This is a genomic window from Streptomyces sp. NPDC054786 (assembly GCF_053611685.1).
The window spans coordinates 109,941-135,680 of sequence record NZ_JBSHAW010000019.1; the positions used below are offsets into that span (position 1 = coordinate 109,941).

At 72.1% G+C, this 25,740-nt stretch carries 20 protein-coding genes, 5 tRNA genes and 1 pseudogene; 17 read left to right on the forward strand and 9 right to left on the reverse strand.

What is annotated here, in order from left to right; genetic code table 11:
- Positions 1-141 precede the first annotated feature (141 nt).
- From ACWGI6_RS17840 to ACWGI6_RS17850, 3 genes are all read left to right on the forward strand, one after another.
- Entirely contained in the window at positions 142-693 is a 552-nt protein-coding gene (locus ACWGI6_RS17840; protein ID WP_393906139.1) for a TetR/AcrR family transcriptional regulator, read from the forward strand.
- On the forward strand, positions 690-2,327 hold the full coding sequence (locus tag ACWGI6_RS17845) for an MFS transporter (RefSeq protein WP_453268376.1): 1,638 nt from the start codon (positions 690-692) through the stop codon (positions 2,325-2,327). Before ACWGI6_RS17840 ends, ACWGI6_RS17845 begins: the two co-directional genes overlap by 4 nt.
- A 225-nt stretch (positions 2,328-2,552) precedes the next feature.
- Positions 2,553-4,523 (forward strand): bifunctional metallophosphatase/5'-nucleotidase, encoded by a 1,971-nt coding sequence (locus ACWGI6_RS17850; RefSeq protein WP_453268377.1) that lies wholly within the window; start codon positions 2,553-2,555, stop codon positions 4,521-4,523.
- Positions 4,524-4,604: 81 nt separating this feature from the next.
- On the opposite strand, the gene ACWGI6_RS17855 is transcribed toward ACWGI6_RS17850, so the two are convergent.
- Positions 4,605-5,273: a lysophospholipid acyltransferase family protein gene (locus ACWGI6_RS17855; RefSeq protein WP_453268378.1), complete on the reverse strand. Its 669-nt coding sequence runs from the start codon at positions 5,271-5,273 to the stop codon at positions 4,605-4,607.
- A gap of 296 nt (positions 5,274-5,569) precedes the next feature.
- Between ACWGI6_RS17855 and ACWGI6_RS17860 the strand changes: the two genes are divergently transcribed.
- A complete protein-coding gene (locus ACWGI6_RS17860; RefSeq protein WP_453268379.1) occupies positions 5,570-6,706 on the forward strand; it encodes a glycerophosphodiester phosphodiesterase in 1,137 nt (378 codons plus the stop codon).
- A gap of 313 nt (positions 6,707-7,019) precedes the next feature.
- Positions 7,020-7,562: a GNAT family N-acetyltransferase gene (locus ACWGI6_RS17865; RefSeq protein WP_453268380.1), complete on the forward strand. Its 543-nt coding sequence runs from the start codon at positions 7,020-7,022 to the stop codon at positions 7,560-7,562.
- Between the two features lie 52 nt (positions 7,563-7,614).
- Here the strand turns inward: ACWGI6_RS17865 and ACWGI6_RS17870 are convergent, their stop codons facing one another.
- Complete coding sequence (locus tag ACWGI6_RS17870; RefSeq protein WP_453268381.1) at positions 7,615-8,073, reverse strand: hypothetical protein; 459 nt, start codon at positions 8,071-8,073, stop codon at positions 7,615-7,617.
- Positions 8,066-8,434 carry a hypothetical protein gene (locus ACWGI6_RS17875; protein WP_453268382.1) on the reverse strand — a complete coding sequence of 123 codons (369 nt, stop codon included), beginning with the start codon at positions 8,432-8,434 and terminating at the stop codon, positions 8,066-8,068. Before ACWGI6_RS17875 ends, ACWGI6_RS17870 begins: the two co-directional genes overlap by 8 nt.
- A gap of 117 nt (positions 8,435-8,551) precedes the next feature.
- Between ACWGI6_RS17875 and ACWGI6_RS17880 the strand changes: the two are divergent.
- From ACWGI6_RS17880 to ACWGI6_RS17920, 9 genes and pseudogenes are all read left to right on the forward strand, one after another.
- Positions 8,552-9,198: pseudogene (locus ACWGI6_RS17880) on the forward strand (HAD family hydrolase).
- Positions 9,199-9,608: 410 nt separating this feature from the next.
- The gene (locus ACWGI6_RS17885) at positions 9,609-10,685 is read left to right on the forward strand and encodes a methionine ABC transporter ATP-binding protein (protein WP_453268383.1); all 1,077 of its coding nucleotides are present in this window, start codon (positions 9,609-9,611) and stop codon (positions 10,683-10,685) included.
- The gene (locus tag ACWGI6_RS17890) at positions 10,682-11,416 is read left to right on the forward strand and encodes a methionine ABC transporter permease (protein ID WP_453268384.1); all 735 of its coding nucleotides are present in this window, start codon (positions 10,682-10,684) and stop codon (positions 11,414-11,416) included. The genes ACWGI6_RS17885 and ACWGI6_RS17890 overlap by 4 nt, the downstream gene beginning before the upstream one ends.
- A 95-nt stretch (positions 11,417-11,511) precedes the next feature.
- A complete protein-coding gene (locus tag ACWGI6_RS17895) occupies positions 11,512-12,369 on the forward strand; it encodes a MetQ/NlpA family ABC transporter substrate-binding protein (protein WP_453268413.1) in 858 nt (285 codons plus the stop codon).
- A gap of 288 nt (positions 12,370-12,657) precedes the next feature.
- Positions 12,658-13,293 carry a GNAT family N-acetyltransferase gene (locus ACWGI6_RS17900; protein ID WP_453268385.1) on the forward strand — a complete coding sequence of 212 codons (636 nt, stop codon included), beginning with the start codon at positions 12,658-12,660 and terminating at the stop codon, positions 13,291-13,293.
- A gap of 177 nt (positions 13,294-13,470) precedes the next feature.
- Positions 13,471-14,691 (forward strand): precorrin-6y C5,15-methyltransferase (decarboxylating) subunit CbiE, encoded by a 1,221-nt coding sequence (gene cbiE, locus ACWGI6_RS17905; RefSeq protein ID WP_453268386.1) that lies wholly within the window; start codon positions 13,471-13,473, stop codon positions 14,689-14,691.
- A 235-nt stretch (positions 14,692-14,926) separates the two neighbouring features.
- On the forward strand, positions 14,927-18,928 hold the full coding sequence (gene cobT / locus ACWGI6_RS17910; protein ID WP_453268387.1) for a nicotinate-nucleotide--dimethylbenzimidazole phosphoribosyltransferase: 4,002 nt from the start codon (positions 14,927-14,929) through the stop codon (positions 18,926-18,928).
- 166 nt (positions 18,929-19,094) lie between these two features.
- On the forward strand, positions 19,095-20,333 hold the full coding sequence (gene cobA, locus ACWGI6_RS17915; RefSeq protein ID WP_453268388.1) for a uroporphyrinogen-III C-methyltransferase: 1,239 nt from the start codon (positions 19,095-19,097) through the stop codon (positions 20,331-20,333).
- Between the two features lie 53 nt (positions 20,334-20,386).
- Entirely contained in the window at positions 20,387-21,202 is an 816-nt protein-coding gene (locus ACWGI6_RS17920; protein WP_453268389.1) for a TrmH family RNA methyltransferase, read from the forward strand.
- A gap of 174 nt (positions 21,203-21,376) precedes the next feature.
- On the opposite strand, the gene ACWGI6_RS17925 is transcribed toward ACWGI6_RS17920, so the two are convergent.
- Positions 21,377-22,732 (reverse strand): serine/threonine-protein kinase, encoded by a 1,356-nt coding sequence (locus ACWGI6_RS17925; RefSeq protein ID WP_453268390.1) that lies wholly within the window; start codon positions 22,730-22,732, stop codon positions 21,377-21,379.
- Positions 22,733-23,339: 607 nt separating this feature from the next.
- On the opposite strand from ACWGI6_RS17925, the gene ACWGI6_RS17930 reads away from it, so the two are divergent.
- From ACWGI6_RS17930 to ACWGI6_RS17940, 3 genes are all read left to right on the forward strand, one after another.
- Positions 23,340-23,549 (forward strand): hypothetical protein, encoded by a 210-nt coding sequence (locus ACWGI6_RS17930; protein WP_453268414.1) that lies wholly within the window; start codon positions 23,340-23,342, stop codon positions 23,547-23,549.
- 244 nt (positions 23,550-23,793) lie between these two features.
- Positions 23,794-24,807, forward strand: a complete 1,014-nt coding sequence (locus ACWGI6_RS17935) for a phosphotransferase family protein (protein ID WP_453268391.1) — start codon at positions 23,794-23,796, stop codon at positions 24,805-24,807.
- Between the two features lie 73 nt (positions 24,808-24,880).
- Positions 24,881-25,162, forward strand: a complete 282-nt coding sequence (locus tag ACWGI6_RS17940) for a TFIIB-type zinc ribbon-containing protein (protein WP_453268392.1) — start codon at positions 24,881-24,883, stop codon at positions 25,160-25,162.
- A 48-nt stretch (positions 25,163-25,210) separates the two neighbouring features.
- Here ACWGI6_RS17940 and ACWGI6_RS17945 read toward each other — a convergent pair.
- The 5 genes from ACWGI6_RS17945 to ACWGI6_RS17965 form a co-directional block, all read right to left on the reverse strand.
- Positions 25,211-25,282: transfer RNA gene (locus ACWGI6_RS17945), tRNA-Val, on the reverse strand.
- Positions 25,283-25,316: 34 nt separating this feature from the next.
- Positions 25,317-25,388, reverse strand: a tRNA-Val gene (locus ACWGI6_RS17950).
- 38 nt (positions 25,389-25,426) lie between these two features.
- A tRNA-Val gene (locus ACWGI6_RS17955) sits at positions 25,427-25,498 on the reverse strand.
- A gap of 1 nt (position 25,499) precedes the next feature.
- Positions 25,500-25,573, reverse strand: a tRNA-Cys gene (locus ACWGI6_RS17960).
- 35 nt (positions 25,574-25,608) lie between these two features.
- Positions 25,609-25,681, reverse strand: a tRNA-Gly gene (locus ACWGI6_RS17965).
- Between the last annotated feature and the right edge of the window lie 59 nt (positions 25,682-25,740).

Consider the following 25,740-nt stretch of genomic DNA (forward strand, 5'->3'; position numbering starts at 1 on the left):
TCGTAAGAGTGTGTGTGGAAGGCGGCCCGCCCCCGGGAGAGACCGGGGGCGGGCCGTCTTCGTTTGTCCGGGGGTGCGGAAAGGTGCGGGGACGGAAGATACAGTGAGACATCGACGTCTCATTCGGATAGTGTGTGTCTCATGGCTGTGGACCACGAACGGGTTCTGAAGGAAGCCGCCGCGCTGCTCACGCGGCGGGCGACGACCTCGATGGACGAGATCGCGCGGGCCGCGGGGATCAGCCGCGCGACCCTGCACCGGCATTTCGCGGGGCGGGACGCCCTGATCAGAGCCCTTGAGGAGCAAGGGATCGCGCAGTTCACGCAGGCGATGGACGCGGCGAGGCTGGATGAGGGGGACGCCGCCGGGGCGCTGCGCCGGCTGATCGCCGAAACCGAACCGGTCGCCGCCATGCTGGCCTTCCTCTCCACCGAGAATCAGCTCTTCGAGGGCGCCGAGGTCAACGCCGGCTGGGCCCGGCTCGACGGCCGGATCACCGACCTGTTCCGACGCGGCCAGGAGGAGGGCGACTTCCGGATCGATCTGAGCGCCGCCTGGCTCACCGAAGCGCTCTACGGCCTGATCGGCGCCGGCGCCTGGGCCGTGCACGAAGGGCGGGTCGCCCGCAACGACCTCAACCACTCGATCGCCGAGCTGCTGCTCGGCGGCATCCGACGGAGCATGGAGAAATGACCGAGACCATAGCGTCAGAACCGGCCGGTTCGGCTCATGTGGACGACCAGCCCCGGCCGGGACGCTGGCTCGCGCTCGCCGTCCTCGTCCTCGCCGTACTGCTGGTCGGCGTCGACGCCACGGTCCTCGGCCTCGCCACCCCCTTCCTCAGCGAAGACCTCCGGCCGTCCGGGACGCAGCTGCTGTGGATCGGTGACATCTACTCCTTCGTCATCGCCGGCCTGCTGGTCTCCATGGGCAGCCTCGGCGACCGCATCGGCCGCAAGAAGCTGCTGCTGATCGGCTCCGTCGGCTTCGGCGCGATGTCGGTGCTCGCCGCGTACGCCGCCACCCCGGAGATGATGATCGTCGCCCGAGCGCTGCAGGGCGTGGCCGGCGCCACGCTGATGCCGTCCACCCTGGCGCTGATCCGCAATCTCTTCCACGATCCCAAGGAACGCAGCCTGGCCATCGGCATCTGGGGCGCGATGGCCTCGGCCGGTATGGCCGTGGGGCCGGTCCTGGGCGGTTTTCTGCTGGGGCACTTCTGGTGGGGCTCGGTCTTCCTGATCAACCTGCCGGTGATGGCGCTGCTGGTGGCCGTCGGCGCCAGGGTCATCCCGGAGTCGCGTAATCCGGATCCCGGCCCGTGGGACCTCCCCAGCGTTCTGCTGGCCCTGGTCGGCATCGTCGCCGTCGTCTACGCCATCAAGGAAGCGGCGGTGGAGGGCTACCGCTGGGACATCGCGCTGGCGGCCGTCATCGGCGTGCTCGCCCTGCTCGTGTTCGTCCGCCGGCAGCTCACCCTCCCCTCGCCGCTGCTGAACATGAAGCTCTTTCACCACCGGGGATTCACCGGGTCGGTGCTGGCCGATCTGCTGACCATCCTCGGACTGTCCGGCCTGGTCTTCTTTCTCTCCCAGTTCCTCCAGATGGTGCAGCTGCGCTCGCCGCTGAACGCGGGGCTCGTCGAACTCCCGGCCGCGATCGGCGCGGTGGGCGCCGGACTGGCCGCCGGCTGGGTCGCCCGGCGGCTGTCCGTACGGATCGTGGTGGCCGGCGGCCTCGCCGTGGTCGGGCTCTCGCTCGTCGGCTGCACCACCCTGCACGGCGACACCGGCACCGCCGCGCTCTGCCTCATCCTCTTCGTCGTCGGCATCGGCGCGGGCTTCTCGTTCACCGTCACCGCCGATGTGATCCTCTCCAGCGTCCCCAAGGAGGAGGCGGGCGCCGCCTCCGCGGTCTCCGAGACGGCCTACGAACTGGGCGCCGCGCTCGGCATCGCCCTGCTGGGCTCCATCGTCACCAGCATCTACCGGGGCTTCGCCACCCCGTCCGGGGTCCCCGCGCCGGCCGTGGACGCCGCCCGCGAATCGCTCGGCGGCGCCTTCGAGACGGCCCGCCATCTCCCCGCCGACCAGGCCGGGGCGCTGGTGAAGGCCGCTCAGGGCTCCTTCGTCGAGGGGGTGGACGTCGCGGCAGGGGTGGGCGCGGTGGTCCTGCTGTCCGCCGCGGTGGCCGCCTGGTTCCTGCTCCGTGGCCAGGAGCTGGCGAACAGCCCGGCCCCGGCCACCACGGTGGCGCTCTCCACGGCCGGCCGGAAGCCGGGCCGCGGCTCCGGCCCCGCGGCCGGCGGCCCGGCGGAACGTCCGTAGCGCCGCAGGGCCGATCCGCCGGACGGCGGGCACACACCGCGCCTCAGGGCGTGTCCTGTGGATCACGGTGCCATGCACCCGCCATGATCCACAGGACACGCCCTGGGGGCGACTGTCCCTCGCCCGTTCACGCCCGGTAGGTGTTCTGGTGACCGGCCGTCCCGTGCGGCTCGTTTGACTCTCCCGTCGTCCCCCTACGGACGGCCCGCTCAGGAGAGTGACGCAGTGCGCGACATCGGACGACGCTCCTTCTTCACCGCCGCGGGGGCTCTGGCCACCGCGAGCGCCATCGGCAGCAACGCCTACGCCACCGGCCACGCCCGCGACGCGGCCACCGCCGACGAATATGTCGACGTCCAGCTCCTCAACATCACCGATCTGCACGGCTATCTGCAGGGTGCCCCGGGCGCCAACTCCCTCATCACCGGCGCCGGCGGAAAGAAGTACACCGTTGGCGGCGTGGCCTATATGGCCGCCCACCTGGAGCGGCTGAGGGACGGCCGCAGCAACTCGTTCTTCTTCGCCCCGGGTGACCTCTTCTCCGGGTGGGAGTTCGACGCCTCCTCCTTCTCCGACGAGCCCACCATCGAGGCGCTCAACGCCATGGGCATGGACTTCGCCTCGGCCGGCAACCACGAGTTCGACAAGTCGGCGACCTTCCTGACCTCGCACATGGCGGACGGCGACGCCTTCCCGGTCGTCGGACGCGACGACGACTTCAAGGACTCCACCGGGCGCCGGTTCGAGGGCGCGAAGTTCCCCTACTACAGCGCCAACATGGTGTGGAACGCGACCGGCGAGCCCGTACTGGCGCCCTACAACATCGAGTACGTCGACAACGGCCGTGGCCGCCGGCTGGCGATCGGCTTCATCCATCTGACCGCCATCGGCACCGAGTCCTTCCCCGGCTCCTACCAGCCGGGACTGCGCACCCTGGACGAGCTGGAGACCGCCAACCGCTGTGCCGCGGAGCTCAAGTCACGCGGCGTCCATGCGATCGTGCTCAGCATGCACGACGGCGCGGTGGCCGGCAGCGACTTCTCCAGCGGCAAGAACCCCTCGGGACCCGCATACGAACTGGCGCTGCGCGCCTCGCCCGACATTGATGCCATCGTCACCGGCCACTGGCACTGCGCCTTCACCATGATGCTGCCCGACCCGAACGGCGACCCCCGCCCCTTCGTCGAGGCCGGCTGCTACGGCCAGCTCATCAACGAGATCAATCTGCGCCTCGACCCGGACACCGGAGCGGTGATCCGGGAGCTGACCACCTCCACCAACCACCCCAACACCCGCGAGGTGACGCCGGACCCGGACCTGCGCTCGATCGCCGGCTACTGGGCGGACTACGCCTCCCGGCGCGCCCGCAGCAAGATCGGCACACAGACCGCCTCCTTCACCCGGCGGCGCAACGCGGTGGGGGAGAGCACCATGGGCAACCTCGTCGCCGACTGGGCCCTGTGGGCGGGCCGGCAGGCGCACGGTGCGATGGACGACCCCGCCGACCACCCCAACACCCCCGCCGACCTTGCCGTGATCGCGGTCGCACCGCGCGTCGGCCAGGCGGTGATCGCCGGCGATCTGATCCGCAACCAGGAGACGGACGGCACCGTCACCTTCGCGCAGGCCTGGAACTCCGTGGGCTTCGGCGACCCGATCCTGACCGTCACCGTCAGCGGCCGGCAGATCCATGACGCGCTGGAGGAACAGTGGGCGCCGACCGCCGGCGGCGGCCTCGGCTTCTCACCGCTGGCCGTCTCCGGCAACGTCCGCTACACCTTCGACGCCGCGGGACCGGTCGGCCGGCGGATCGACCCGGCCGAGGTCTTCATCAACGGCACCGCACTCGACCTCACGCGCCGCTACCGCCTCGCCGCCCCCTCGTACACCCTCATCAACCAGGACGGCTTCAGCGCCTTCACCGGCTTCACCGCACCGGTCCGGCACACTCGCGACTTCGAGAGCTTCATCTCCTTCGTCCGCGCCAAGAAACAGCTGAAGCCTGCACCGTTGAACCGGGTGAGGGCCAAGAACGCGGGGGTGCCCGGCGCCCGCACCGGCACCATCACCCAGCGCCAGCAGCTGCTTCAGGCCGACGGCAGCGTGGTCCCGCGGCCCGAGGCGGCGCTGCGTACGGCGCTGACCGGCGGCGCCGAGGGCCAGCGCGCCCCGGGCGGCTTCCGGGTGCCCTGCTGACCTGAGCGAAAAAAGCGCAGCACGCGCCACGGGCCCCGTCCGAGAACCGGAGGGGGCCCGTGGCGCGGCGGAGGGGGGAGGTCAGGCGGCCCTGGCCTTGGTGGCGTAGATGTCGACGTACTCCTGGCCGGACAGCTCCATGACGTCGCTCATCACCTCGTCGGTCACGGCCCGCAGCACATAGCGGTCGCGGTCCATGCCGTCGTAGCGGGAGAAGTCCAGCGGCTCACCGAAGCGCACCGTCACCGGGGCGATGTGCGGGCGACCCTTGCCGCCGGGCTGCACCTTGTCGGTGCCGACCATCGCGAACGGGACGACGGGCGCACCGGTCATCAGGGTGAGGCGGGCGATGCCGGTACGGCCGCGGTAGAGGCGGCCGTCGGGGGAGCGGGTGCCTTCGGGGTAGATGCCGAAGACGCTGCCCTCCTCCAGGATCCGGCGGCCGGTCATCAGCGCCGCGACACCGCCGTGCCCGCCGTCCCGGTCCACCGGGATCATGCCGGCGCTGGTGAAGAACCAGGCCATCAGCCGGCCCTTGAAGCCCTTGCCGGTGACGTACTCGTCCTTGCCGATGAAGTACACCGGGCGCTTGACCACCAGGCTCAGGAACAGCGAATCGATGAAGGTGACGTGGTTACCGGCCAGGATCACCGGTCCGGTCGCCGGAATGCGCTCCATGCCCTCGACCTTCGGGCGGTACAGGACACGCATAAGGAATCCGAGAATCGCCTTCAGCACAATGCGGGACAACGGGCCCTCCGGGTCGCGACTGGTCAACGTCAAGCGGGCGCAGAACTCTGCAGCCCAGGACAATACTCGCGGGTCACTCCCGCTCGCACATCGGGTTCACGAGGTCGATACGCACAGTTGACGTGTGTTACCACCATGTTCCCTCCGAAGTTGTCGTGCGTCTCCCCGGCATGACCCGTCCGTGCTTACGATCGGCCCGGTTCCCTGGGCCGGTGCGCAACACGCCTCACCGCACACCGGAAAACACCCGGAAGCACCTGGAACACCACAGAACACCTAGAGCGAGGAGTGTGGGCATGCACAATCGGCAGCAGCCGGGACGACGGATGGTGCTGGGCGCCGCGGCACTCGGCGCGGGAGCGGCGGTCTTCGGCACGGCCGGTCAGGCGAGCGCCGGTCAGCGAGCCGGAGTGCCCCAGGAGCTGCCGGTGCCGCTGATCGTCGGCCACCGCGGCGCCAGCGGCTACCGCCCCGAGCACACCTTCGGCTCCTATCAACTCGCCCTCGACATGGGCGCGGACGTCATCGAGCAGGACCTCGTCCCCACCAAGGACGGGCATCTGGTCTGCCGTCACGAGAACGACATCACCGCCACCACCGATGTCTCCGCACACCCCGAGTTCGCGGACCGCAAGACCACCAAGACCGTCGACGGGGCCAAGCTGACCGGCTGGTTCACCGAGGACTTCACGCTCGCGGAGCTGAAGACGCTGCGCGCCAAGGAGCGCATACCGGGCAACCGTCAGCACAACACCCTCTACGACGGCGTGTGGGAGGTGCCGACCTTCGAGGAGGTGCTGCAGTGGGCCGAGCGTGAGGGCCGCAAGCGGGGCCGCCGCGTCTGGCTGCACATCGAGACCAAGCACCCCACCTACTTCCGGGGGCTCGGCCTGGGCCTGGAGGAGCGGCTGGCCAAGGCCCTGCGGGCGCACGGCCGGCACCGGAAGAACTCCCCGAACTTCCTGCAGTCCTTCGAGCCCAGCAGCATCCAGCGTCTGGACAAGCTCGTCGACTGCCCCAAGGTCGTCCTGCTGGGCACGCTCAAGGACCGCCCCTGGGACTTCACGGCGTCCGGTGACCCGCGCACCGTCGCCGACCTCGTCAAGCCCGAGGGCCTGAAGTGGCTCGCCGGCTTCGCCCAGGGCATCGGCCCGGACCTGACCGTGATCATCCCGCGGGACGCCGACGGCAAGCTCGGCGAGCCCAGCTCCGTGGTCAAGGACGCCCACGCCGCCGGACTGGTGCTGCACCCGTATACGGTCCGCAACGAGAACACCTTCCTGCCGACCGATTACCGTCGCGGCACCGACCCGAATGCCTACGGGGACTCCCTCCGCTTCTTCCGGGCGCTCCTGGGCACCGGCATCGACGGCCTGTTCTCCGACAACCCCGACACCGCGCTGCTGGTGGCCGCGGAGTTCCGCAAGGGCTGACCGCCCGCCGCCCGGACCGCCTGCGCGGTGGAGTACGGACCGGCACCACCTCCCCTGAACTCTCATCTGAGTTGGGAATGTCACAGGAGAGCTCGGTGCCGGTCCGTTCCGCCTGTCCCAAATGCCTGCGCAGAATGCTCGCGGCGGAGATTGCCGCTGCCACATACCGGGGAACCCGGAAGAAGCAGTGTCAGCCACGCCATGACGGCGACGGGTACCCCGCGGCGCCGTCTGTCAGGGCACATCGTTCCGGGCGCACCCCTCTCACCCTCAGCGCCCGGACCAGCGAACCGAATAGGGGAGGCATACGCGCATGGGCACGAGCGTGACCATCTCTGCGGCGACCGACCAGGACGCCGAGCAGATCCTCAAACTCCAGTACCTCTGTTACCAGCAGGAAGCCGCGCTGTACGACGACTACGGCATCGAGCCGCTCACCCAGACGCTGCAGGCGCTGCGCGCCGAACTGGGCGAGGGCTGCGTCGTGGTGGCCAGGCTCGGCGAGGAGGTGGTCGGGTCCGTGCGCGGCACGGTCGACGAGGACGGCACCGCGCGGATAGCCAAGCTCATCGTGCACCCGCGGATGCAGCGGCACGGCCTGGGCGGACGGCTGCTCGACGCCGTCGAGGGGCGGCTGGCGACCGAGCGGTCGGCCACGCGCTACCGCCTGTTCACCGGTCACCGCAGCGAGGGCAATCTGCGGCTGTACCGCAGCCACGGCTATGCCCCCGTGGGCACCGAGCAGCGCACCCCCCGGCTGAGCGTGGTGACGCTGGAGAAGGAGTTCCGCACCGAGGCCACCGCCGTGGGGACATCCCACGGACCGAGCCAGGGGGAGTTCGCCGCCCAGGCGTGAGACAAGGGGAGGACGGGCCCGTGCGATGGCCGGGCCCGTCCTCCCCGTCCGCCTAGGCGGCCGCCTGCTCCGTACGGGCCCGGCGCAGCCACATCAGCCCGGTGACGGGCAGGATGACCGGAATGAAGAGATAGCCCATGCCGTAGTCCGACCAGACCGTGGCGTCGGGGAACGCGGACCGGTCGAGCAGCGTCCAGGTGCCGATGCCGAGCACCCCGAGCAGCTCCAGCGCGCAGCAGGCGAACGCGGCCCGGCGGGCGCCCTCACCACCGCGCACCAGCGAGAAGGTGATGAACCCGTAGACGACCGCGGAGACCGCCGAAAGGCTGTAGGCCAGCGGAGCCCGGTCGAACTGGGCGATGAGCTGGTAGAGCGAGCGGGAGGCGGCCGCGACGGTGAAGACGCCGTAGAGCGTGACCAGCAGGCGTCCGGGACCGGTGCCCAGGGAACGCTTCGCCGGGGCGGGGACGGTGGTGCCGTCCGCCCCCGTGGTCGCCGTGGTCTCAGGCACTGCCGCCTCCCCAGATGTCGAACAGCCGCACTTCCAGTACGGCCAGCACCACGGCGCCCGCCGCGACGGTGGCCGAACCCCAGCGGGTGCGCTCCGAGAGCGACATGAACCCGGTCGCCGGGACACAGGCGGCCGCCCCGAGCAGATACGCGACAAAGAGCGCGGTGCCCTTGTCCGGCGACACTCCGCGCGTCAACTGCACGACGGCGATGACCAGTTGGACGACGCCGAGCAGCGACACCAGAGCCATGCCGATGAAGTGCCAGTCCTTGGTGGGCTGGTCGCGGAACGCGGCGAAGCCGCACCAGGCGGCGAGGGCGAGAGCGGTCACCGCGACCGCGATCGTCAGCGCGTCGATCACCGGGACCTCCGGGCCACGTGGCTGCGCGCCGTGGGGTTGTGGGGCATGGGGCGATGCTAATCGGCTGCGGGCGGGCGGCCGCGTCCGGCCCCACCGTGGCACGTACGCTCGTGAAGTATGAAGATCACCGCTGATGCGCTCCTTTTCGACAATGACGGCACCCTGGTCTCCTCCCTGGAGTCCGTCCACCGCTGCTGGTCCCGGTGGGCGAAGGAGTACGGCATCACCGAGCAGGCCTTCGCCCGGATCGAGCTGCACGGCCGCCCGGCGGCGGAGATCGTCGCCGATCTGGTGCCCGCGGACCTGGTGCCGGAGGCGTGGCCCGGATCGAGCACCTGGAGGTCGAGGACGTCGCCGGGGGAGTCGTGGCGCTGCCCGGCACCCTCGCCCTGCTGGAGAGCCTGCCCGCCGAGCGGTGGGCCGTGGTGACCTCCGCCGGCCGCCGGCTGGCCGAGGCCCGTCTCGACGAGGCCGGGATCCGTACCAAGAATCTGATAGCCGCCGATGACATCAGCCGGGGCAAGCCGGACCCGGAACCGTTCCTGCTCGCCGCCGAGCGGCTCGGGGTGGACCCGGCCCGCTGTGTGGTCTTCGAGGACGCACCGGCCGGACTGACGGCGGGCCGCGCGGCCGGCATGGTGACCGTGGCGTTGACCACAACCCACCCGGCGGAAGAGCTGTCGGCGGATGCTGTCATCACCACGCTCTCGGAGGTATCCGCGCAGGCCACGGACGGATCGGTGGAGATCACCATCGCGGAGTGAGGCAGTGTCCACGGGTCGGTCAGGCATGTCCGCTATCCGGACTCGCTTGATCGGCCCGTACGGCTGTCTGGTTTACTTGCCGCCATGACCACGACGAGCAACCGCACCCCTGCGACCGAGGCGTACCTGACGCCCGGTGCTCGTTGCATGTGTCGAATGTGTGACCGCTGAGGGCCCCCGCCTGAGCCTCGCGCCCCGAAGCGAGACCCTCCCCGAGCTCCTGCGGAGCAAGGGGGACCCCACCGCGCCGTGCGTCGCCCCCCGACGATGCCCGCCGCCCCGCGTCACCGGAACCCGGAGCCGGGCCCCCGCGCCCGTGGCCGCTCCCCGTTCCCCTCTGCCGCACTCGCAAGAATGCCCCGTGCCCGGCGGGCGAGCCGCCGAGCACTCGACAGTGACGGAATTCCCTAGTGATCACCACAACGGGCCTGACCAAGGTCTACCGTTCAGGAGACCGCGAAGTCACCGCCCTGGACGGCGTCGATCTGCACGTCCGCGAGGGCGAGGTGTACGGCGTCATCGGCCAGAGCGGCGCCGGTAAATCCACCCTCATCCGCTGCCTCAACCTCCTGGAGCGCCCCACCTCCGGCACGGTCACCGTCGCCGGCCAGGAGCTGACGTCCATCGCCGGACGCGGTAAGCGCGCAAGCGCCCAGCTCCGGGCCGCGCGCAGCCACATCGGCATGGTCTTCCAGCACTTCAACCTGCTGTCCTCGCGCACCGTCCAGGACAACGTCGAACTGCCGCTGGAGATCCTCAAGGTCGACCGCAGAGAGCGCTCCCGCAAGGCGCTGGAGCTGCTGGACCTGGTCGGCCTCGCCGACAAGGCCAAGGCGTACCCGGCGCAGCTCTCCGGCGGCCAGAAGCAGCGCGTCGGCATCGCCCGCGCGCTGGCCGGCGACCCCAAGGTGCTGCTCTCCGACGAGGCCACCAGCGCCCTGGACCCGGAGACCACCCGCTCCATCCTCCAGCTGCTGCGCGACCTCAACCGCAAGCTGGGCCTGACCATCGTGCTCATCACGCACGAGATGGACGTCGTCAAGACGATCTGCGACTCGGCCGCGCTGATGAAGAACGGCCGGGTCGTCGAGCAGGGCACCGTCGCCGAACTGCTGGCCACCCCCGGCTCCGAGCTGGCCCGGGAGCTGTTCCCGGTCGGCGGCGAGCCGTCGGCCGACGACCGCACCGTCGTCGACGTCACCTTCCACGGCTCGGCCGCCACCCGCCCGGTGATCTCCGAGCTGTCGCGCACCTACAACGTCGACATCTCGATCCTCGGCGCCGCCATGGACACCGTCGGCGGCAAGCAGGTCGGCCGGATGCGCATCGAGCTGCCCGGCCGCTTCGAGGAGAACGTCGTGCCGATCGGCTTCCTGCGCGAGCAGGGCCTCCAGGTGGACGTGGCCGATGTCGCGGGCCAAGCCGTCGACAACGCGCTGAGCGCCGTCACGGCCGGCGCCCCGCTGGAGAAGGAAGGTGCCAAGTGACCTGGACCGAGATGCAGCCGCTGCTGTACGACAACACGCTCGACACCCTCTTCATGGTGTGGTGGTCGACGTTCTACGCGGTGCTCATCGGCATCCCGGTCGGTGTGCTGCTGCATCTGACCCAGCGGGGTGCCGTCCTGCAGAACGTGGTGGTCAACAAGGTGCTCGGCGTGATCGCGAACATCGGGCGGTCCTTCCCGTTCCTGATCCTGATCGTGGTGCTGATCCCCTTCACCCGCCTCCTCGTCGGCGTCTCGATCGGCCCGACCGGCGCGGTGGTCCCGCTGGCCCTCGCCGCCATCCCGTTCTTCGCCCGGCTGGTGGAGGCCGCGCTGCGTGAGGTCGACGGCGGCCTGGTCGAGGCCGCCCACGCCATGGGCGGCGGCACCTGGACCATCATCTTCAAGGTGCTCCTCCCGCAGGCTCTGCCCGCGCTGATCGCGGGTGTCACCACGCTCGTCATCCAGCTGATCGGCTACTCCGCGATCGCCGGTGCGGTCGGCGGCGGCGGCCTGGGCAACCTCGCCTACACCTATGGCTACCAGCAGTACGAGACCTCACTGATGATCGCCACCGTGGTGGAGCTGATCGTCCTGGTCTCCCTCGTCCAGCTGCTCGGTGACCTCGTCGTCCGCCGGCTCGCCGAGCGCGGCACCCGTGTCTCCTCCCTGCGGGTCGGTCTGCGCCGCGCCCGCGCCGAGGAGCCGGCCGCGGTCACCGAGGCCGCCTGATACCGGAGCCACCGCTCCACCCAAGAGCCCGGACCCTTTGCCGGGCGGACACCGCACGTGAACCCCCGCGTGTGAACAAGAAAGAGGCACTCTTCGTGCGCAACACCCTCAAGATCTCCGTCGCCATAGCCGCCGCCTCCGCCGTCGCCCTCGGCGCGAGCGCCTGCAGCGCCCCCTCCGACACCACCGCCAGCAGCGACAAGGGCGACAAGAACGCCCCGCTCGTCGTCGCCGCGAGCCCCACCCCGCACGGCGCCATCCTCGACTTCATCAAGAACAAGCTGGCGGCCAAGGAAGGCCTCAAGCTGGTCGTCAAGCCGTTCAACGACTACAAGATCCCGAACAAGGTCACCGACGACGGCCAGGTCGACGCCAACTTCTTCCAGCACAAGCCGTTCCTCGACACCTTCAACAAGGAGAACGGCACGCACATCGTGCCCGTCCAGAACGTGCTCATCGAGCCGCTGGGCATCTACTCCAAGAAGATCGACAAGCTGTCCCAGCTCAAGTCCGGCAGCACCGTCTCGGTCCCCAACGACCCCTCCAACGAGGGCCGGGCGCTCAAGCTGCTCGCCGACAACGGCGTGATCACCCTCAAGCCCGGTGCCGGCTCCGACGCCAAGCTGACCGACGTCAAGGACGACAAGGGCATCAAGATCACTGAGCTGGAGGCCGCCCAGACCGCGCCGCGCATCGACGACGTCGACGCCGCGATCATCAACGGCAACTTCGCCATCGGCGCCCACCTCAAGCCCTCCACCGACGCGCTCGCCGTGGAGAAGGCGGAGGGCAACCCCTACGCCAACTTCCTCGCCGTCAAGAAGGGCAACGAGAACGACCCGCGGGTCAAGAAGCTGGCCAAGCTCCTGAACTCCCCCGAGGTCAAGAAGTTCATCCAGGACAAGTACAAGGACGGCTCGGTCATCCCGGCCTTCGGCCCGGCCAAGAGCTGACGCCTCTCCTGCCCTGATGTTTTTCCCCGCCGCCCACCCCCCTTCGGGGGGTGGGCGGGTGTAGAGGTGCGGTCGCCCGTACGCAGGTCACCGGAGGGCGGCCGTCCGTACGCACGGCCACGGGCCCCGGACCCGCGCAGCGCGCGGCCGGGGCCCACGCGCGTGGCACACCCGCGGGCCCATGCTGCATGCTGGTGCATTCAAGACGGTCCAGACGGCCCGTGACCTCGCGGTCTCACAGCCCGCGACGTTCCGGAACACCACAGTCAACGGCGTGGGAGCAGCGGCATGACATCCACCTTTCCGGACATCTCCATCAGCACGGACCGGCTGGTGCTGCGCCCTTTCGAGGAAGCCGACGTACCTGCCCTCACCGCGATGATGAACGACGAGTTGGTCGCCGCCTGGACCGCAATACCCCAGCCGTACACCGAGGACGCCGCGCGGACCTGGACCACCGACAGCGCCCCCGCCGAGCGGGCCTCGGGCGAGGGTATCGACTTCGCCGTCACCGAGTTCCTCACCCAGCGCCTGGTCGGCGTGGTCCAACTGCGAAATACGGACTGGCGGATCCGCTCCAGCGAGATCAGCTACGTCGTCGCCTCCTGGGCCCGTGGTGAGGGGTATGCCTCCGAGGCTTCGCTCGCCGTCGCCCACTGGCTCTTCCATGACCAGAAGTTCGAACGTGTCGAGCTGCGCACCGCCGCCGGCAACACCGCGTCCCAGCAGGTCGCCCAGAAGATCGGCTGCATCAGCGAGGGCGTGCTGCGCAACGCCTTCATAGCCCGCAGCCGCACCGAGGACGGCGGCTGGACGGACATCCGCACCGACCTGATCGTGTGGAGTCTGCTGCCCGAGGACCTCGACGGGATCCCCGGCCGGCTGGCGGATGCGAACGGATTCTCCTACCCCGAGTGGAACTGACCCACGCCCGCACTCCGGTCCGGACCTCTCGGGGTACCCTCGGCCTGCCGCGCACCCGCGCGACCCGCGCGGACCAGCGCCTCACAGCGGCACCCTCGCCGGCCTGCGGCCGCCCGCAGCCGGCCCGCCTGCTGACCCCGCCCGCGTAACCACAGCAGCACCAGGAGACTGACGAGCATGGCCGACCGGGTCACGGTGATCGGATGGGACGGCTCCGCGCTGACCGCCGCCGCCCGCTCCGCCCTCGGCGCCGCCACGCTGGTGGCCGGCGCCGCCCACCACCTCGCACTGCCCGAAGTCCCGCCGAACGCCGAGCGGATCCGGCTCGGCAGCGTGACCCTGGCCGCCCGCCGCATCGCCCAGCACCGCGGCACCGCCGTCGTCCTCGCCGACGGCGACCCCGGCTTCTTCGGCGTCGTCCGCACCCTGCGGGCACCCGAGCACGGCCTGGAAGTCGAAGTCGTACCGGCCGTCTCCTCCGTCGCGGCCGCCTTCGCACGGGCCGGCATGCCCTGGGACGACGCCCAGGTCGTCGTCGCCCACAGCCGCGATCTGCGCCGCGCGGTGAACGTCTGCCGCGCCCACACCAAGGTCGCGGTGCTCACCTCACCGGGCGCCGGGCCCGCCGAACTCGCCCTGCTGCTCGGCGGCGTCCACCGCACCTTCGTCATCTGTGAGGACCTGGGCACCGACCGCGAGCGGGTGACAGTACTCACATCCGACAAGGTCGCCGACCATGTCTGGCGTGACCCCAATGTCGTCATTGTCGTCGGTGGTTCGCCCGGCGGTGCCGCGGCCCAGGGAACCGGCTGGATCGCCGGCCGCGAGGTGGGTCATCCGACGGGGGCGCGCGGCTGGGGACTTCCGGCCAGTGCGTACGGCGGCGCCCTGGGCGAGGGCGAGTCCGTCCAGCTGCGTACCGCACAACTCGCCCGCCTCGGGCCGCAGATGGGCGATCTGGTCTGGGACATCGGCGCGGGCAGCGGAGCCGCCGCCGTGGAGGCCGCGCGCTTCGGTGCCGCCGTCCTCGCGGTGGACGCGGATCCGGACGCCTGCGGACGCACCGCCGCCCTCGCCCGGCGCCACGGCGTCCAACTCCAGGTCGTGCACGGGCGGGCGCCGCAGATCCTGGAGGATCTGCCCGAGCCCGATGTGATCCGGGTCGGCGGCGGGGGAGCGGACGTCGTCACCGCCTGCGCGGCCCGCCGCCCCGAACGGATCGTCACCCACGCCGCCACCCGCGACGAGGCCGAAGCGCTGGGCCGGGCGCTGGCCGACGGCGGCTACGAAGTCGAGTGCGCGCTGCTGCAGTCCGTGGACCTGGACACTTCCGTCTGGGTCGAACGCGAGCGGGCCGTGGTGTTTTTGCTCAGCGGCTATCGCGTTTCTCACCCATGACCAGCACGGCAACCCGCGCGAGGTAGGCTGGCGGATCGTTGCGCCGCCGTTCCGCATTCGGCTTCGTACGCCAATATCCGGAAAATGCCGTGGTTTTGGCCGAATATGAAGCTCTGGAGAGCGGACGTGCCGCGAGGCGTGCTCGCTCGTTCTAGCTATCGGGCGTCGGCGCGCCCCGGTCGAGCGCGTCGCACGAGCGGTTGGAAGGAGCACTACCAATGGGCGAGGGGTACGCATGACCGACACCGGCCAGGTCCCGGGCGAGGGACAGCCGGAGAACGCAGGCGGACATCCCGGGCAGCCGCAGCCGGCGGCCGCTCCCTCCCCTGCCGACGCCGGACCGACGGAGCTGCCGGGCATGGTGCCCCCTCCCGGCGAATACCCCTATCTCGACCAGGCCGAAGGTGTCGTCGAGGACGACGATCTGCTGCTGATGCCGGGTGCCCAGGGCGCCTGGAGCGAGCAGCCGGCACCCCAGCCGCTCCCGCAGCCGCAGGAGACCCACCAGGGTCCGGAGCAGCAGCCCCAGCAGGCCGCGCCGTTCGACCCGGCCGACCAGGGAGCCACCGGCTTCGAGCCGATGCCCGCCCCGACCGGTGACCACGAGAGCGGCGGCCGGGACTCCGGTTCCGTCGACCTCAGCGCCGTGCGAATCCCGCAGCCCGCGGCACCGGAGCAGCAGGTCCGCGCCGCGGCGCCCGCCACGCCCCAGCGCCGCCCGCTGCACATGGGTCCGCCCGTCCCCGACGCGACCGGCGGAGTGGTCCGCTCGCTCGCCGACCGTGGACCGGCCGATGCCCCCGCGCAGCCCGCGCGGCACGCGGGACCGCCCACCGGCGGACCCGAATACTTCGACGTCCCGGCCGCGGCCCCCGAGGCCGCGGTGGGCGAACAGCCGCTGTCCGGCCCGCCGGCCGACGCGGGCCTGCCGTACGCCGGGCAGCCTTTCGGGGACGCGGCCGGGGCGGAGCAGGGCTATGCGGCGCCGTCGTACGGTGGGCAGCCCTATGGCGAGCAGCCCTACGGTGGGCAGTTGTCCGCCGAGCAGACCTACGGGGCCGCAGGTCAGGGCCCGTTGCCCGGCCCGCAGCTCGGCGAGATCCCGTCGCAGGTGCCGTCGTGGAACGAGGCCGTGGCCCAGGCGGCGTCGGCCCCCCTTGCAGAAACGGTCGCCCCCGAGGCGCCCTCCGCACCCGTCACCGAGGCCGTACCGCCCGCCGAACAGTTGCAGCCGATGCCGCTGCCGACCGAGGGCGCGGCGGAGACCGGTGACGGCTCGGCCGTCGTCGCGGAACCCACCGATGCCGTGCAGGACGCCCCGGCCGGGGCAGCGGCGCCGGCGCAGCCGCAGGACGTGACGGTGGACGCCCTGCCCGACGCGGCCGCGTCCGGCCAGGACGGAACGGCCGAGGCGGAGGCCGCTGTGCCGGAAACCGCCGCACCGGACGTGCTGCCCGTACCGGACGCCGGCTCCGTGGCCGCCCAGCGCCCCGAGGCCGTGGCCGCCGAAATCCCGCAGCAGCCCGCGGAACAGGGTGGGTCCGCCGAAGCCGGAGCCGAGCCCGACGTGCGGGCGCAGTCCGCCGGGGCCCCGGCCCCTGTCGCGGTCGAAGCCGTCGACCCGGCCGGGGAGCCCGCATCCGGGCAGCCGGCCGACGCCGCCGCCGACCCGGCCCAAACACCGCAGCCCGGGCAGAGCGCCGACCCGGGAGAGGCCGTCGCCGGGCCCGAGGCCGCCGGCCGGCTCCAGCCCGCAGACCCGGCCCCCGCCGCCGACGAGGCCCAGCCGCGGCCCGACACCGTCGCGCCCGAGGCCGGTACCGACGACTTCCCCATCGCCGCCCCCGCCGCTGCTCCCCAGGGCCCTGTCGCGCTGCCCGTCACCGAGAGTGGCGCTCCCCTGGAGCAGACGGTCATAGAGCCGCCCGAGACGCAGGAACCGGCCGTCGGACAGCCGCAGCCCGCTGCCCCCGTGGACACCGCGGGGCAGCCGGCCGCCGAGACGCCCGCACCGCAGGCCGCGCCGCAGGGCGCGGACGCCGTCGACGAGCAGGCGCCCGTGGGGGCCGGCCCCGACGACCCGGATCAGCTCGGCGAGCCGGACGACCCGATGGCCGGGGCGTCCTTGGATGCAGGCCCCGCCGCGGACGGGACGACCGACGAGCCCGCGGAGACCGACGGGACCGTGGAGGCAGCCGAGCCCGGCGACCTCGCGGATCTGCCCGCGGACGCCCCGCCCGTTGCCGTCCACATCCCGGCCCAGGCCTCCGGCGAGCCGTCCACCGCGGACGCCCCGACCCCGCCGACCGCCGCCGAAGAGCCCTCGACGGCCGGGCCCGCGCCCGACAGCGTCCCCGTCGCCGACGCCCCCGCCGACGAGAGGCCCCAGCAGCTGGACGCGGCCGAACTCGTCCAGCTCGGCGACGACCAGCCGCAGACGGACGGGGAGCAGCCGGCACCCGACGGCTCCGGCCCCGCGGCGCCCGACGCAGCCGATCTGCCGTCCCCGGCCGCCGGGTACGACGACTCCGAGCGCGCCGCCGTGCACCGGGTGATGCGCGAACGCCGCGACATCCGCAACGGCTTCCGCGGCGACCCCATCCCCAACGAGGTGCTGCTGCGCGTCCTGGAGGCGGCCCACACCGCCCCCAGCGTCGGCCACTCCCAGCCCTGGGACTTCGTCGTCATCCGCTCGGACGAGACCCGCGAGAAGATGCACCAGCTCGCGACGGCGCAGCGGGAGGCCTACGCCAAGTCGCTGCCCAAGGCGCGCGCCAAGCAATTCCGCGAGCTGAAGATCGAGGCGATCCTCGAAACGCCGGTGAACATCGTCGTCACCGCCGACTCCACCCGCGGCGGCCGGCACACCCTCGGCCGGCACACCCAGCCCCAGATGGCCCCGTACTCCTCCGCGCTCGCCGTCGAGAACCTCTGGCTCGCCGCCCGCGCCGAGGGCCTGGGCGTCGGCTGGGTGAGCTTCTTCGACGAGCGGGAGATGGTCCGCGAACTGGGCCTGCCCGAGCACCTCGAAGTCGTCGCGTATCTGTGCATCGGTTACGTCGACGAGTTCCCGGAGGAGCCCGAGCTGCTGCAGGCCGGCTGGTCCAAGCGCCGTCCGCTGTCCTGGGTCGTTCACGAGGAGACCTACGGCCGGCGCGCGCTGCCCGGCGAGAGCCCGCACGACCTCCTCCAGGAGACCCTGCAGGGCATCCGCCCGCTGGACGCCAAGGCGCTCGGCGAGGCCTGGGAGCGGCAGAAGCGGATGACCAAGCCGGCCGGGGCGCTGGGCATGCTGGAGATCATCTCCGCGCAGCTGTCCGGGCTGTCCCGCAAGTGCCCGCCGCCGATCCCGGAGCCGGCCGCCGTCGCGATCTTCGCCGGTGACCACGGGGTGCACGCCCAGGGCGTGACCCCCTGGCCCCAGGAGGTCACCGGCCAGATGGTGGCCAACTTCCTGGGCGGCGGCGCGGTCTGCAACGCCTTCGCCAACCAGGTCGGCGCCGAGGTCTGTGTCGTGGACGTCGGTGTCGCGTGCGACCTCCCCGCCACCCCCGGTCTGCTGCCGCGCAAGGTCCGCGCCGGCACCGCCGACTTCACGGCGGGCCCGGCGATGACCCAGGAGGACGTGCTCAAGGCGATCGAGGTCGGTATCGACACCGCCCGTGACCTCGTCGCGGCCGGCAACAAGGCGCTGCTCACGGGTGAGATGGGCATCGCCAACACCACCACCTCCGCCGCGCTGATCTCCGTCTACACCGGCGTCGACCCGGTCGAGGTCACCGGCCGCGGCACCGGCATCAACGACGAGACGCATGCCCGCAAGGTCGATGTCGTCCGCCGCGCCCTGGAGCTCCACCAGCCCGACCCGGCCGACCCCATCGGTGTCCTCACCGCGATCGGCGGCCTGGAGCACGCCGCCCTCGTCGGACTGATCCTCGGCGGCGCCTCGCTGCGTACGCCGGTGATCCTCGACGGGGTCAGCGCCGGCGCCGCCGCCCTGGTGGCCCGTGCCATCGCCCCCGAGGCGCTGGCCGCCTGCATCGCCGGCCACCGCAGCGCCGAGCCCGGCCATGTCGCGGCCCTGAACAAGCTGGGTCTGCGCCCGCTGGTCGACCTCGATCTGCGGCTGGGCGAGGGCACCGGTGCCCTCCTCGCGCTGCCCGTGGTGCAGAGCGCCGCCCGCGCCATGCACGAGGTCGCCACCTTCGACTCCGCCGGAGTCACCGAGAAGAGCTGAGCGGGGCAGCCACCGCCCCCGCATGACCCCCGGCCCGCAGCCCCATAGGCTGTGGGCCGGGGCCGTACCGTCCCAGGGCCGTACCACCCTTCACCAGCCGCTCCGGCGCCGCAGCGGCTGAGCCGGCCGCCGCATTCGCATCATCCGCACAAGGAGCCGTACCGCCATGGCTGAGCACGTCGCCGAACACGCCGCCTACCCCGTCGGACTGCGGCTGTCCGGCCGCCGGGTGGTCGTCCTGGGCGCCGGACAGGTCGCCCAGCGCCGTCTCCCGTCCCTCGTCGCCGCGGGCGCCGATGTCCTGCTGATCTCCCCGTCCGCCACCCCGTCCGTCGAGGCGATGGCCGACGCCGGCGAGGTCCGCTGGGAGCGCCGCCGCTACCAGGACGGCGACCTCGCCGACGCCTGGTACGCGCTGATCTCCACCGACGACGCCGAGGCCAATGCCGCGGCCTCCCAGGAGGCCGAGGACCGCCGGGTGTGGTGCGTACGCTCCGACGACGCCGAGGCGGCCACCGCCTGGACCCCGGCCACCGGTCGCAGCGAGGGCGTCACCGTCGCGGTGCTCACCGGCCGCGACCCGCGCCGCTCCGCCGCCGTGCGCGACGCGATCGTCGAGGGGCTCCGGGACGGCAGCCTCGCCGCCCCGCACCACCGCCGCCCGCACACCCCGGGCGTGGCCCTGGTCGGCGGCGGCCCCGGCGACCCCGACCTGATCACCGTCCGCGGCCGCCGGCTGCTCGCCGAGGCGGATGTCGTGATCGCCGACCGGCTCGGCCCCCGCGATCTGCTCGCCGAACTCCCGCCGCACGTCGAGGTCATCGACGCCGCGAAGATCCCCTACGGCCGGTTCATGGCCCAGGAGGCCATCAACAACGCGCTGATCGAGCACGCCAAGGCCGGCAAGGCCGTGGTCCGGCTCAAGGGGGGCGACCCGTTCGTCTTCGGCCGCGGCATGGAAGAGGCCCAGGCGCTCGCCGACGCCGGCATCCCCTGCACCGTCGTTCCCGGCATCTCCAGCACCATCTCCGTGCCCGGCGCCGCGGGCATCCCGGTCACCCACCGCGGAGTCGCCCACGAGTTCACCGTCGTCAGCGGCCATGTCGCCCCCGACGACGAACGCTCGCTGGTGGACTGGCCCGCGCTCGCCAAGCTGCGCGGCACCCTCGTGGTCCTGATGGGCGTGGAGAACAGCGGCGCCATCGCCGCCAAGCTGATCGAGCACGGCCGCGCATCCGAGACCCCGGCCGCCGTCATCCAGGAGGGGACCACCGCGGCCCAGCGCCGGGTCGACGCCACCCTCGCGACCCTCGGCGAGACCGTACGAGCCGAGGGCGTACGCCCCCCGGCGGTCATCGTCATCGGCGATGTCGTCGCCGTCGCGACCGCCCCTACCCACAGGTAACCGATCCCGTACGAGGTATGGGAACCCCGACACCGACAAGGCACTATCTCCCCGTGGCAGAAATCATCACCGTCGATGACCCGGACGACCCGCGACTGGCCGACTACACGGGCCTGACCGACGTCGAGCTGCGGCGCCGGCGCGAGCCCGCGGAAGGGCTCTTCATCGCCGAGGGCGAGAAGGTCATCCGGCGCGCCCGGCACGCCGGTTACGCGATGCGCTCCATGCTGCTCTCGGCCAAGTGGGTCGATGTCATGCGTGATGTGATCGACGAGGTCCCGGCACCGGTCTACGCCGTCAGCCCGGCCCTCGCCGAGCGGGTGACCGGCTACCACGTGCACCGCGGCGCGCTGGCCTCCATGCAGCGCAAGCCGCTGCCGGACGCCGCCGAACTCCTCGCCGGGGCCCGGCGCATCGTCGTCATGGAAGCGGTCAACGACCACACCAACATCGGTGCGATCTTCCGCAGCGCGGCGGCCCTGGGCATGGACGCGGTGCTGCTCTCCCCGGACTGTGCCGATCCGCTCTACCGCCGCTCGGTGAAGGTCTCCATGGGCGCGGTGTTCTCCGTGCCGTACGCCCGCCTGGAGAGCTGGCCCCGGGATCTGGCCGCCGTACGGGAAGCGGGCTTCAAGCTGCTCGCTCTCACCCCGGCCGAGAAGGCCACCGCCATCGAGGAGGCCGCTCCGCACACCCTGGAGCGTGCCGCCCTGATGCTGGGCGCGGAGGGCGGCGGTCTGAGCACCGGCGCGCTGCGGGCCGCCGACGAATGGGTCCGCATCCCGATGGCACACGGCGTGGACTCGCTCAACGTCGGAGCGGCCGCCGCGGTCGCGTTCTACGCGGTGGCGACGGGCGGGCCCGCTTAGGGCGTGTCTGCGCCCTGCCCGGTCGGCCCGCCCGGCCAGTGCTTCTCCACGGGAACACCACCCGGAACCCCACGGGAACACCACCCAGAACCCCACGGGAACACCGCCCCGAACTCCACGGGAATACCGCCCCGAACCCGCCGCGTTGAGGCCCGCAGGGGGCATCCGCCTCCCCTACTGGTTCTGTTCCCCCACCCCGTAGGGCCCGTCCACGCTTCCGGACGGGGCGACCGGCACCGGCCGCTCGACACCCAGCCCATGGGCCGGCCCCTGGCACCCCTGAGCGGCCGCGATACCGAGCGCCACCAGCAGGGTCACCACCACGAACACGATCACGCGCTGGCGCAGCAGCCTGCGGTCGGGGCCGGGCCGGCGTCCGCCCGACGTCGTACGCACCGGAGTGCGCGTCCCGTTGCGCCCCGTGGGCCGTGCGGCCGGAACACGTCGCGCCGTGCGCCCGCCGGTCTTCCGCGGATTCTTCCTCGCGGCCGGGGCCGGACCGGACGGCCGGGAGACCGCGTCCCGCGGAGTCGGGGGGCGGGACGGATGCGGACGCGGCGAGGAGCTGCCGGCCGTCCGCCGCTCGGTGTGCTGGCGCGCATACTCCTCGGCCCGCTGCCCGGTCGGCCGGTCCGAAGGACGGCGCTCCGCACGCTCCCAACCGGCCTCGGCACCCGCCCCGTTCTCCAGCGGCCCGCCCGACGGACCGTGCGCCTCACGTGCCGCGATCTCCTTGAGGCGCAGCGACAGCGACAGGGTGCTGGGACGGTCCGCCGGATCCTTGGCCAGACACGAGGCGAGCAGCGGCGCCAGCGCGTCCGGTACCCCGGCGAGCTGGGCCTCCTCGTGGACCACGCGGTAGAGCATGACCTCCGAACTTCCCTGCCCGAAGGGGGAGTCCGCGGTGCAGGCGTATGCGAGGGTGGCGCCCAGCGCGAAGATGTCCGTCGCCGGTGTCACCGCGGCACCGCGCACCTGCTCCGGTGCGAGGAACCCCGGCGAGCCGACGGCCGTACCGACATGGGTCAGCGTGCTGGCGCCGGTGGCCCAGGCGATACCGAAGTCGATGATCCGCGGGCCCTTGGGCGACAGCAGAATGTTGGACGGCTTCAGGTCGCGGTGCACCACTCCCGCGTCATGGACGGCCAACAGCCCCTCGGACAGCGCGGCGCCGATGGAGGCGACCTGCGCGGGGGACAGCGGACCGGCCTCGTTGACCTTGTCGTGCAGCGAGGGTCCCGGGACGTACTGGGTGGCGAACCAGGGGCGGTCCGCATCGAGATCGGCCGCGACCAGCCGGGCCGTACAGCCGCCGCGGATCCGCCGGGCCGCCGAGACCTCTCGCGCGAACCGGGAGCGGAATTCCTGATCCTCCGCCAGGTCCGGCCGGATCACCTTGAGGGCCACCCGCTGCCCGCGCTTGTCCGAGCCGAGATAGACCACGCCCATCCCGCCCGCACCGAGCCGGCGGTGCAGCCGGAACGTCCCGACGACACGCGGGTCCTCGCGTCGGAGCCGCATCATCGCCATGTCCGTCCCCTACCTGCGGTGGGGAGCCCCCTCCGCTGCCAACCGTCTGACGTGGCACAGCTTACGGATTGACGGCTCGCTGTGCTGAGAGGCCGCGCATGCGTCGGTGGCCGGATTGCCGGTGGCGGGTGCGATTCTCGAAGTGCGGGAGGAAAACCGGCCGCCGGGCATGCCGACTTCCCGTACGGGACCCCAATGATCCGCCGCAGAAGGGGGATTGGCGGGATGTAAGGGGATCGGGACGGGTTGGCGGCGGATGCCGGGGATGCGGCCGAGGGGCGGAAGGCGAGGGTGGGCGCGGCAGTCCGCAGGGGCGCGAGAGCGGTGCGCGGGGGAGCGGACGACGTGAGCGAGGTCACCCTCAGGAGTGCGCGGGCCACGGCAGCGCAACGGACCCCTGGGGGAGATCCCCAAGGCCCGGAGCCGTCTCTCCACCCAGGGGAGTACACGGGGCGCGGACCCGTCATCCTCCTGGAGGCCGACCAATCAGTACGACGGCATGACGCCCGTCGGTGGCCGCGTGCCTACTGTTGTCTTCAAGCGGCGGGCGCAGCACTCGTCCCCCGAGGTCAACGCCCGCCGCTCCAGTCACGACGGGAGCGGGACGATGGCGGAGATCCCAGGACGGACGGTCCTTCGGGCGCAGGGGCGGCGAGCCGTTGCCGTGCTCGGCGGCCGGCAGTCCTCCGGCACTCGCCACCCCCTCGTCGCGGTGGCCATGGTGCTGCCGCTGGCGATCGTTCTCGCCGTGGTCTTCGGCGGCTGGGAAGCCGTCATGACACAGGCGTCGTCCGTGGCCGGAATGCTGGGGCGCTGAGCGGCACCCCAGGCCCGGGAGAGCGGCCCGGGACGGGGGACCTCCGGCCGAAAACCCCGTGGGGACGGGGGTGCGGCGGACGGCACGACAGCCGGGCATCTGGGGAGATGCCCGGCCGTCGAGTTTTCCCGGCCACCTGCCCTGACCGGCCCACCCGCACCGCGCGTACGATCCCCCTCCGGGCCGCCCACAGCTCGCACCACCACCCACGGCGCATCCGGCACGCGCAGGACTCGGGGGATCGATGACCACCTCACTGCTCGTCCGCCTGGCCGCCCTGTCCGCGACGACGGCCCGGCCGGACGCACCGGCCACCGCCCCCGAGGTGCTCGCCGACCGCCCCGACGGCACGGTCGTCCGCAGCGGCCGTACGGTCGCCAAGGCACACGCCCCCGACGGCGACCCGCACGACCTGGCCGCCCGCCTGCGGATCGCCGCCCACCCGCTGCTGCACGGCATCCTGCTGCCCCCGCTCCCGGTCACCGCCCCCGACGGCTTCCTCACCCTCACCGAGGACGGCCGGGCCCTCACCCGCTGGCCGTACGGCAGCCCGGTCCCGCCCGACGACCCCGACGCCGCGCCCTGGGAAGCCGCCGCCCGCCTGCTGGCCCGTCTGCACACCGTCGACCCGCGTCAACTGCCCGGCCCCGTACCGCCGATGCGCGGCCCCGCCAAGGCCGCCCGCGCCCTGGCCCGCCTGCGCACCGCCCTGGCCCCGGGCGGCGGCCCGCCGTCCGCGCCCCGGCCCGGCACCGGATCGCTGCCCGCGGCCGCCGCGGCCGTCGAGCGTGCCTGGGCCGTGCTGCCGCCGTGGGCCCGGGACGCCGCCCCGCCGCCGCGCGCCGGCACCCTCTGCCATGGCGATCTGCACCTGGGCCAGCTCGTCCGCCACCCGGCCACCGACGGCCCCTGGCTCCTCATCGACATCGACGACCTCGGCAGCGGCGACAGCGCCTGGGACCTGGCCCGCCCCGCCGCGTGGTTCGCCACCGGCCTGCTCGCGCCGGAGATCTGGACGCGTTTCCTCGCCGCCTACCGCGCCGCCGGCGGCCCTGCCGTACGGCCGTCCGGCGATCCCTGGCCCGACCTGGAGATCCCGGCCCGTGCCCTGACCGTGCAGACCGCCGCGCTCGCCGTCGCCAAGGCCGCCAACGCCTCCCGCCCCCTGGACGAGGTCGAGACAGCGGTTGTCGACGCCTGCGCCCGGATGACTTCCCTCCCGGACCACTTGGCGCCCGCCGGCCCGGACATAGGGTGAACACCTCGTCGCCGGGACGCCGTTCCGGCGGCGTCTCAGTGAGCCGTGATGGATGACAGGAGTTGAGCCGACGATGCAGTGCCCCAAGTGCCATGCGCCGATGCAGACGTACAACCGCAACGGCGTCCAGATAGAACAGTGCGCCGGCTGCCGGGGGATCTTCCTGGACTACGGGGAGCTGGAGGCGCTCACCCGTCTCGAGTCACAGTGGTCCCAGCAGGCCCCGCCGCCGCCCGCCCCGCAGGCCTACCCCGCCGCCCCCGCCTGGGGCGCCCCGCACCAGGGCCACCACGGTCACCATGGCCACCACGGCCATCACCACCGCAGCTTCGGCCACATGCTCTTCTCCTCCTGAACAACGACCGAGGGCCGGAGCGAATGCTCCGGCCCTCGGGTTCAGGTGTGGACGATACTGGGATTGAACCAGTGACCTCTTCCGTGTCAGGGAAGCGCTCTCCCGCTGAGCTAATCGTCCTCGGGACCGCGGATCACGAAGATCCGCAGCTACGTGCGCGATACTGGGATTGAACCAGTGACCTCTTCCGTGTCAGGGAAGCGCTCTCCCGCTGAGCTAATCGCGCGGGACGGACCCCCGGTCAAGCACAGTCGGGGATTCCAGTGGACGATACTGGGATTGAACCAGTGACCTCTTCCGTGTCAGGGAAGCGCTCTCCCGCTGAGCTAATCGTCCTTGGAGGTGGAGACGGGATTTGAACCCGTGTAGACGGCTTTGCAGGCCGTTGCCTCGCCTCTCGGCCACTCCACCAGGAGTGAGGGGGTTCGGGAAGATCCCCCACATCGAGCGGACGACGAGACTCGAACTCGCGACATCCACCTTGGCAAGGTGGTGCTCTACCAACTGAGCTACGTCCGCAGATGTCTCTCCCAGACTACGTCCGGGAGCTACGCGGCCTCCGGGGCACTTGCGTGTCC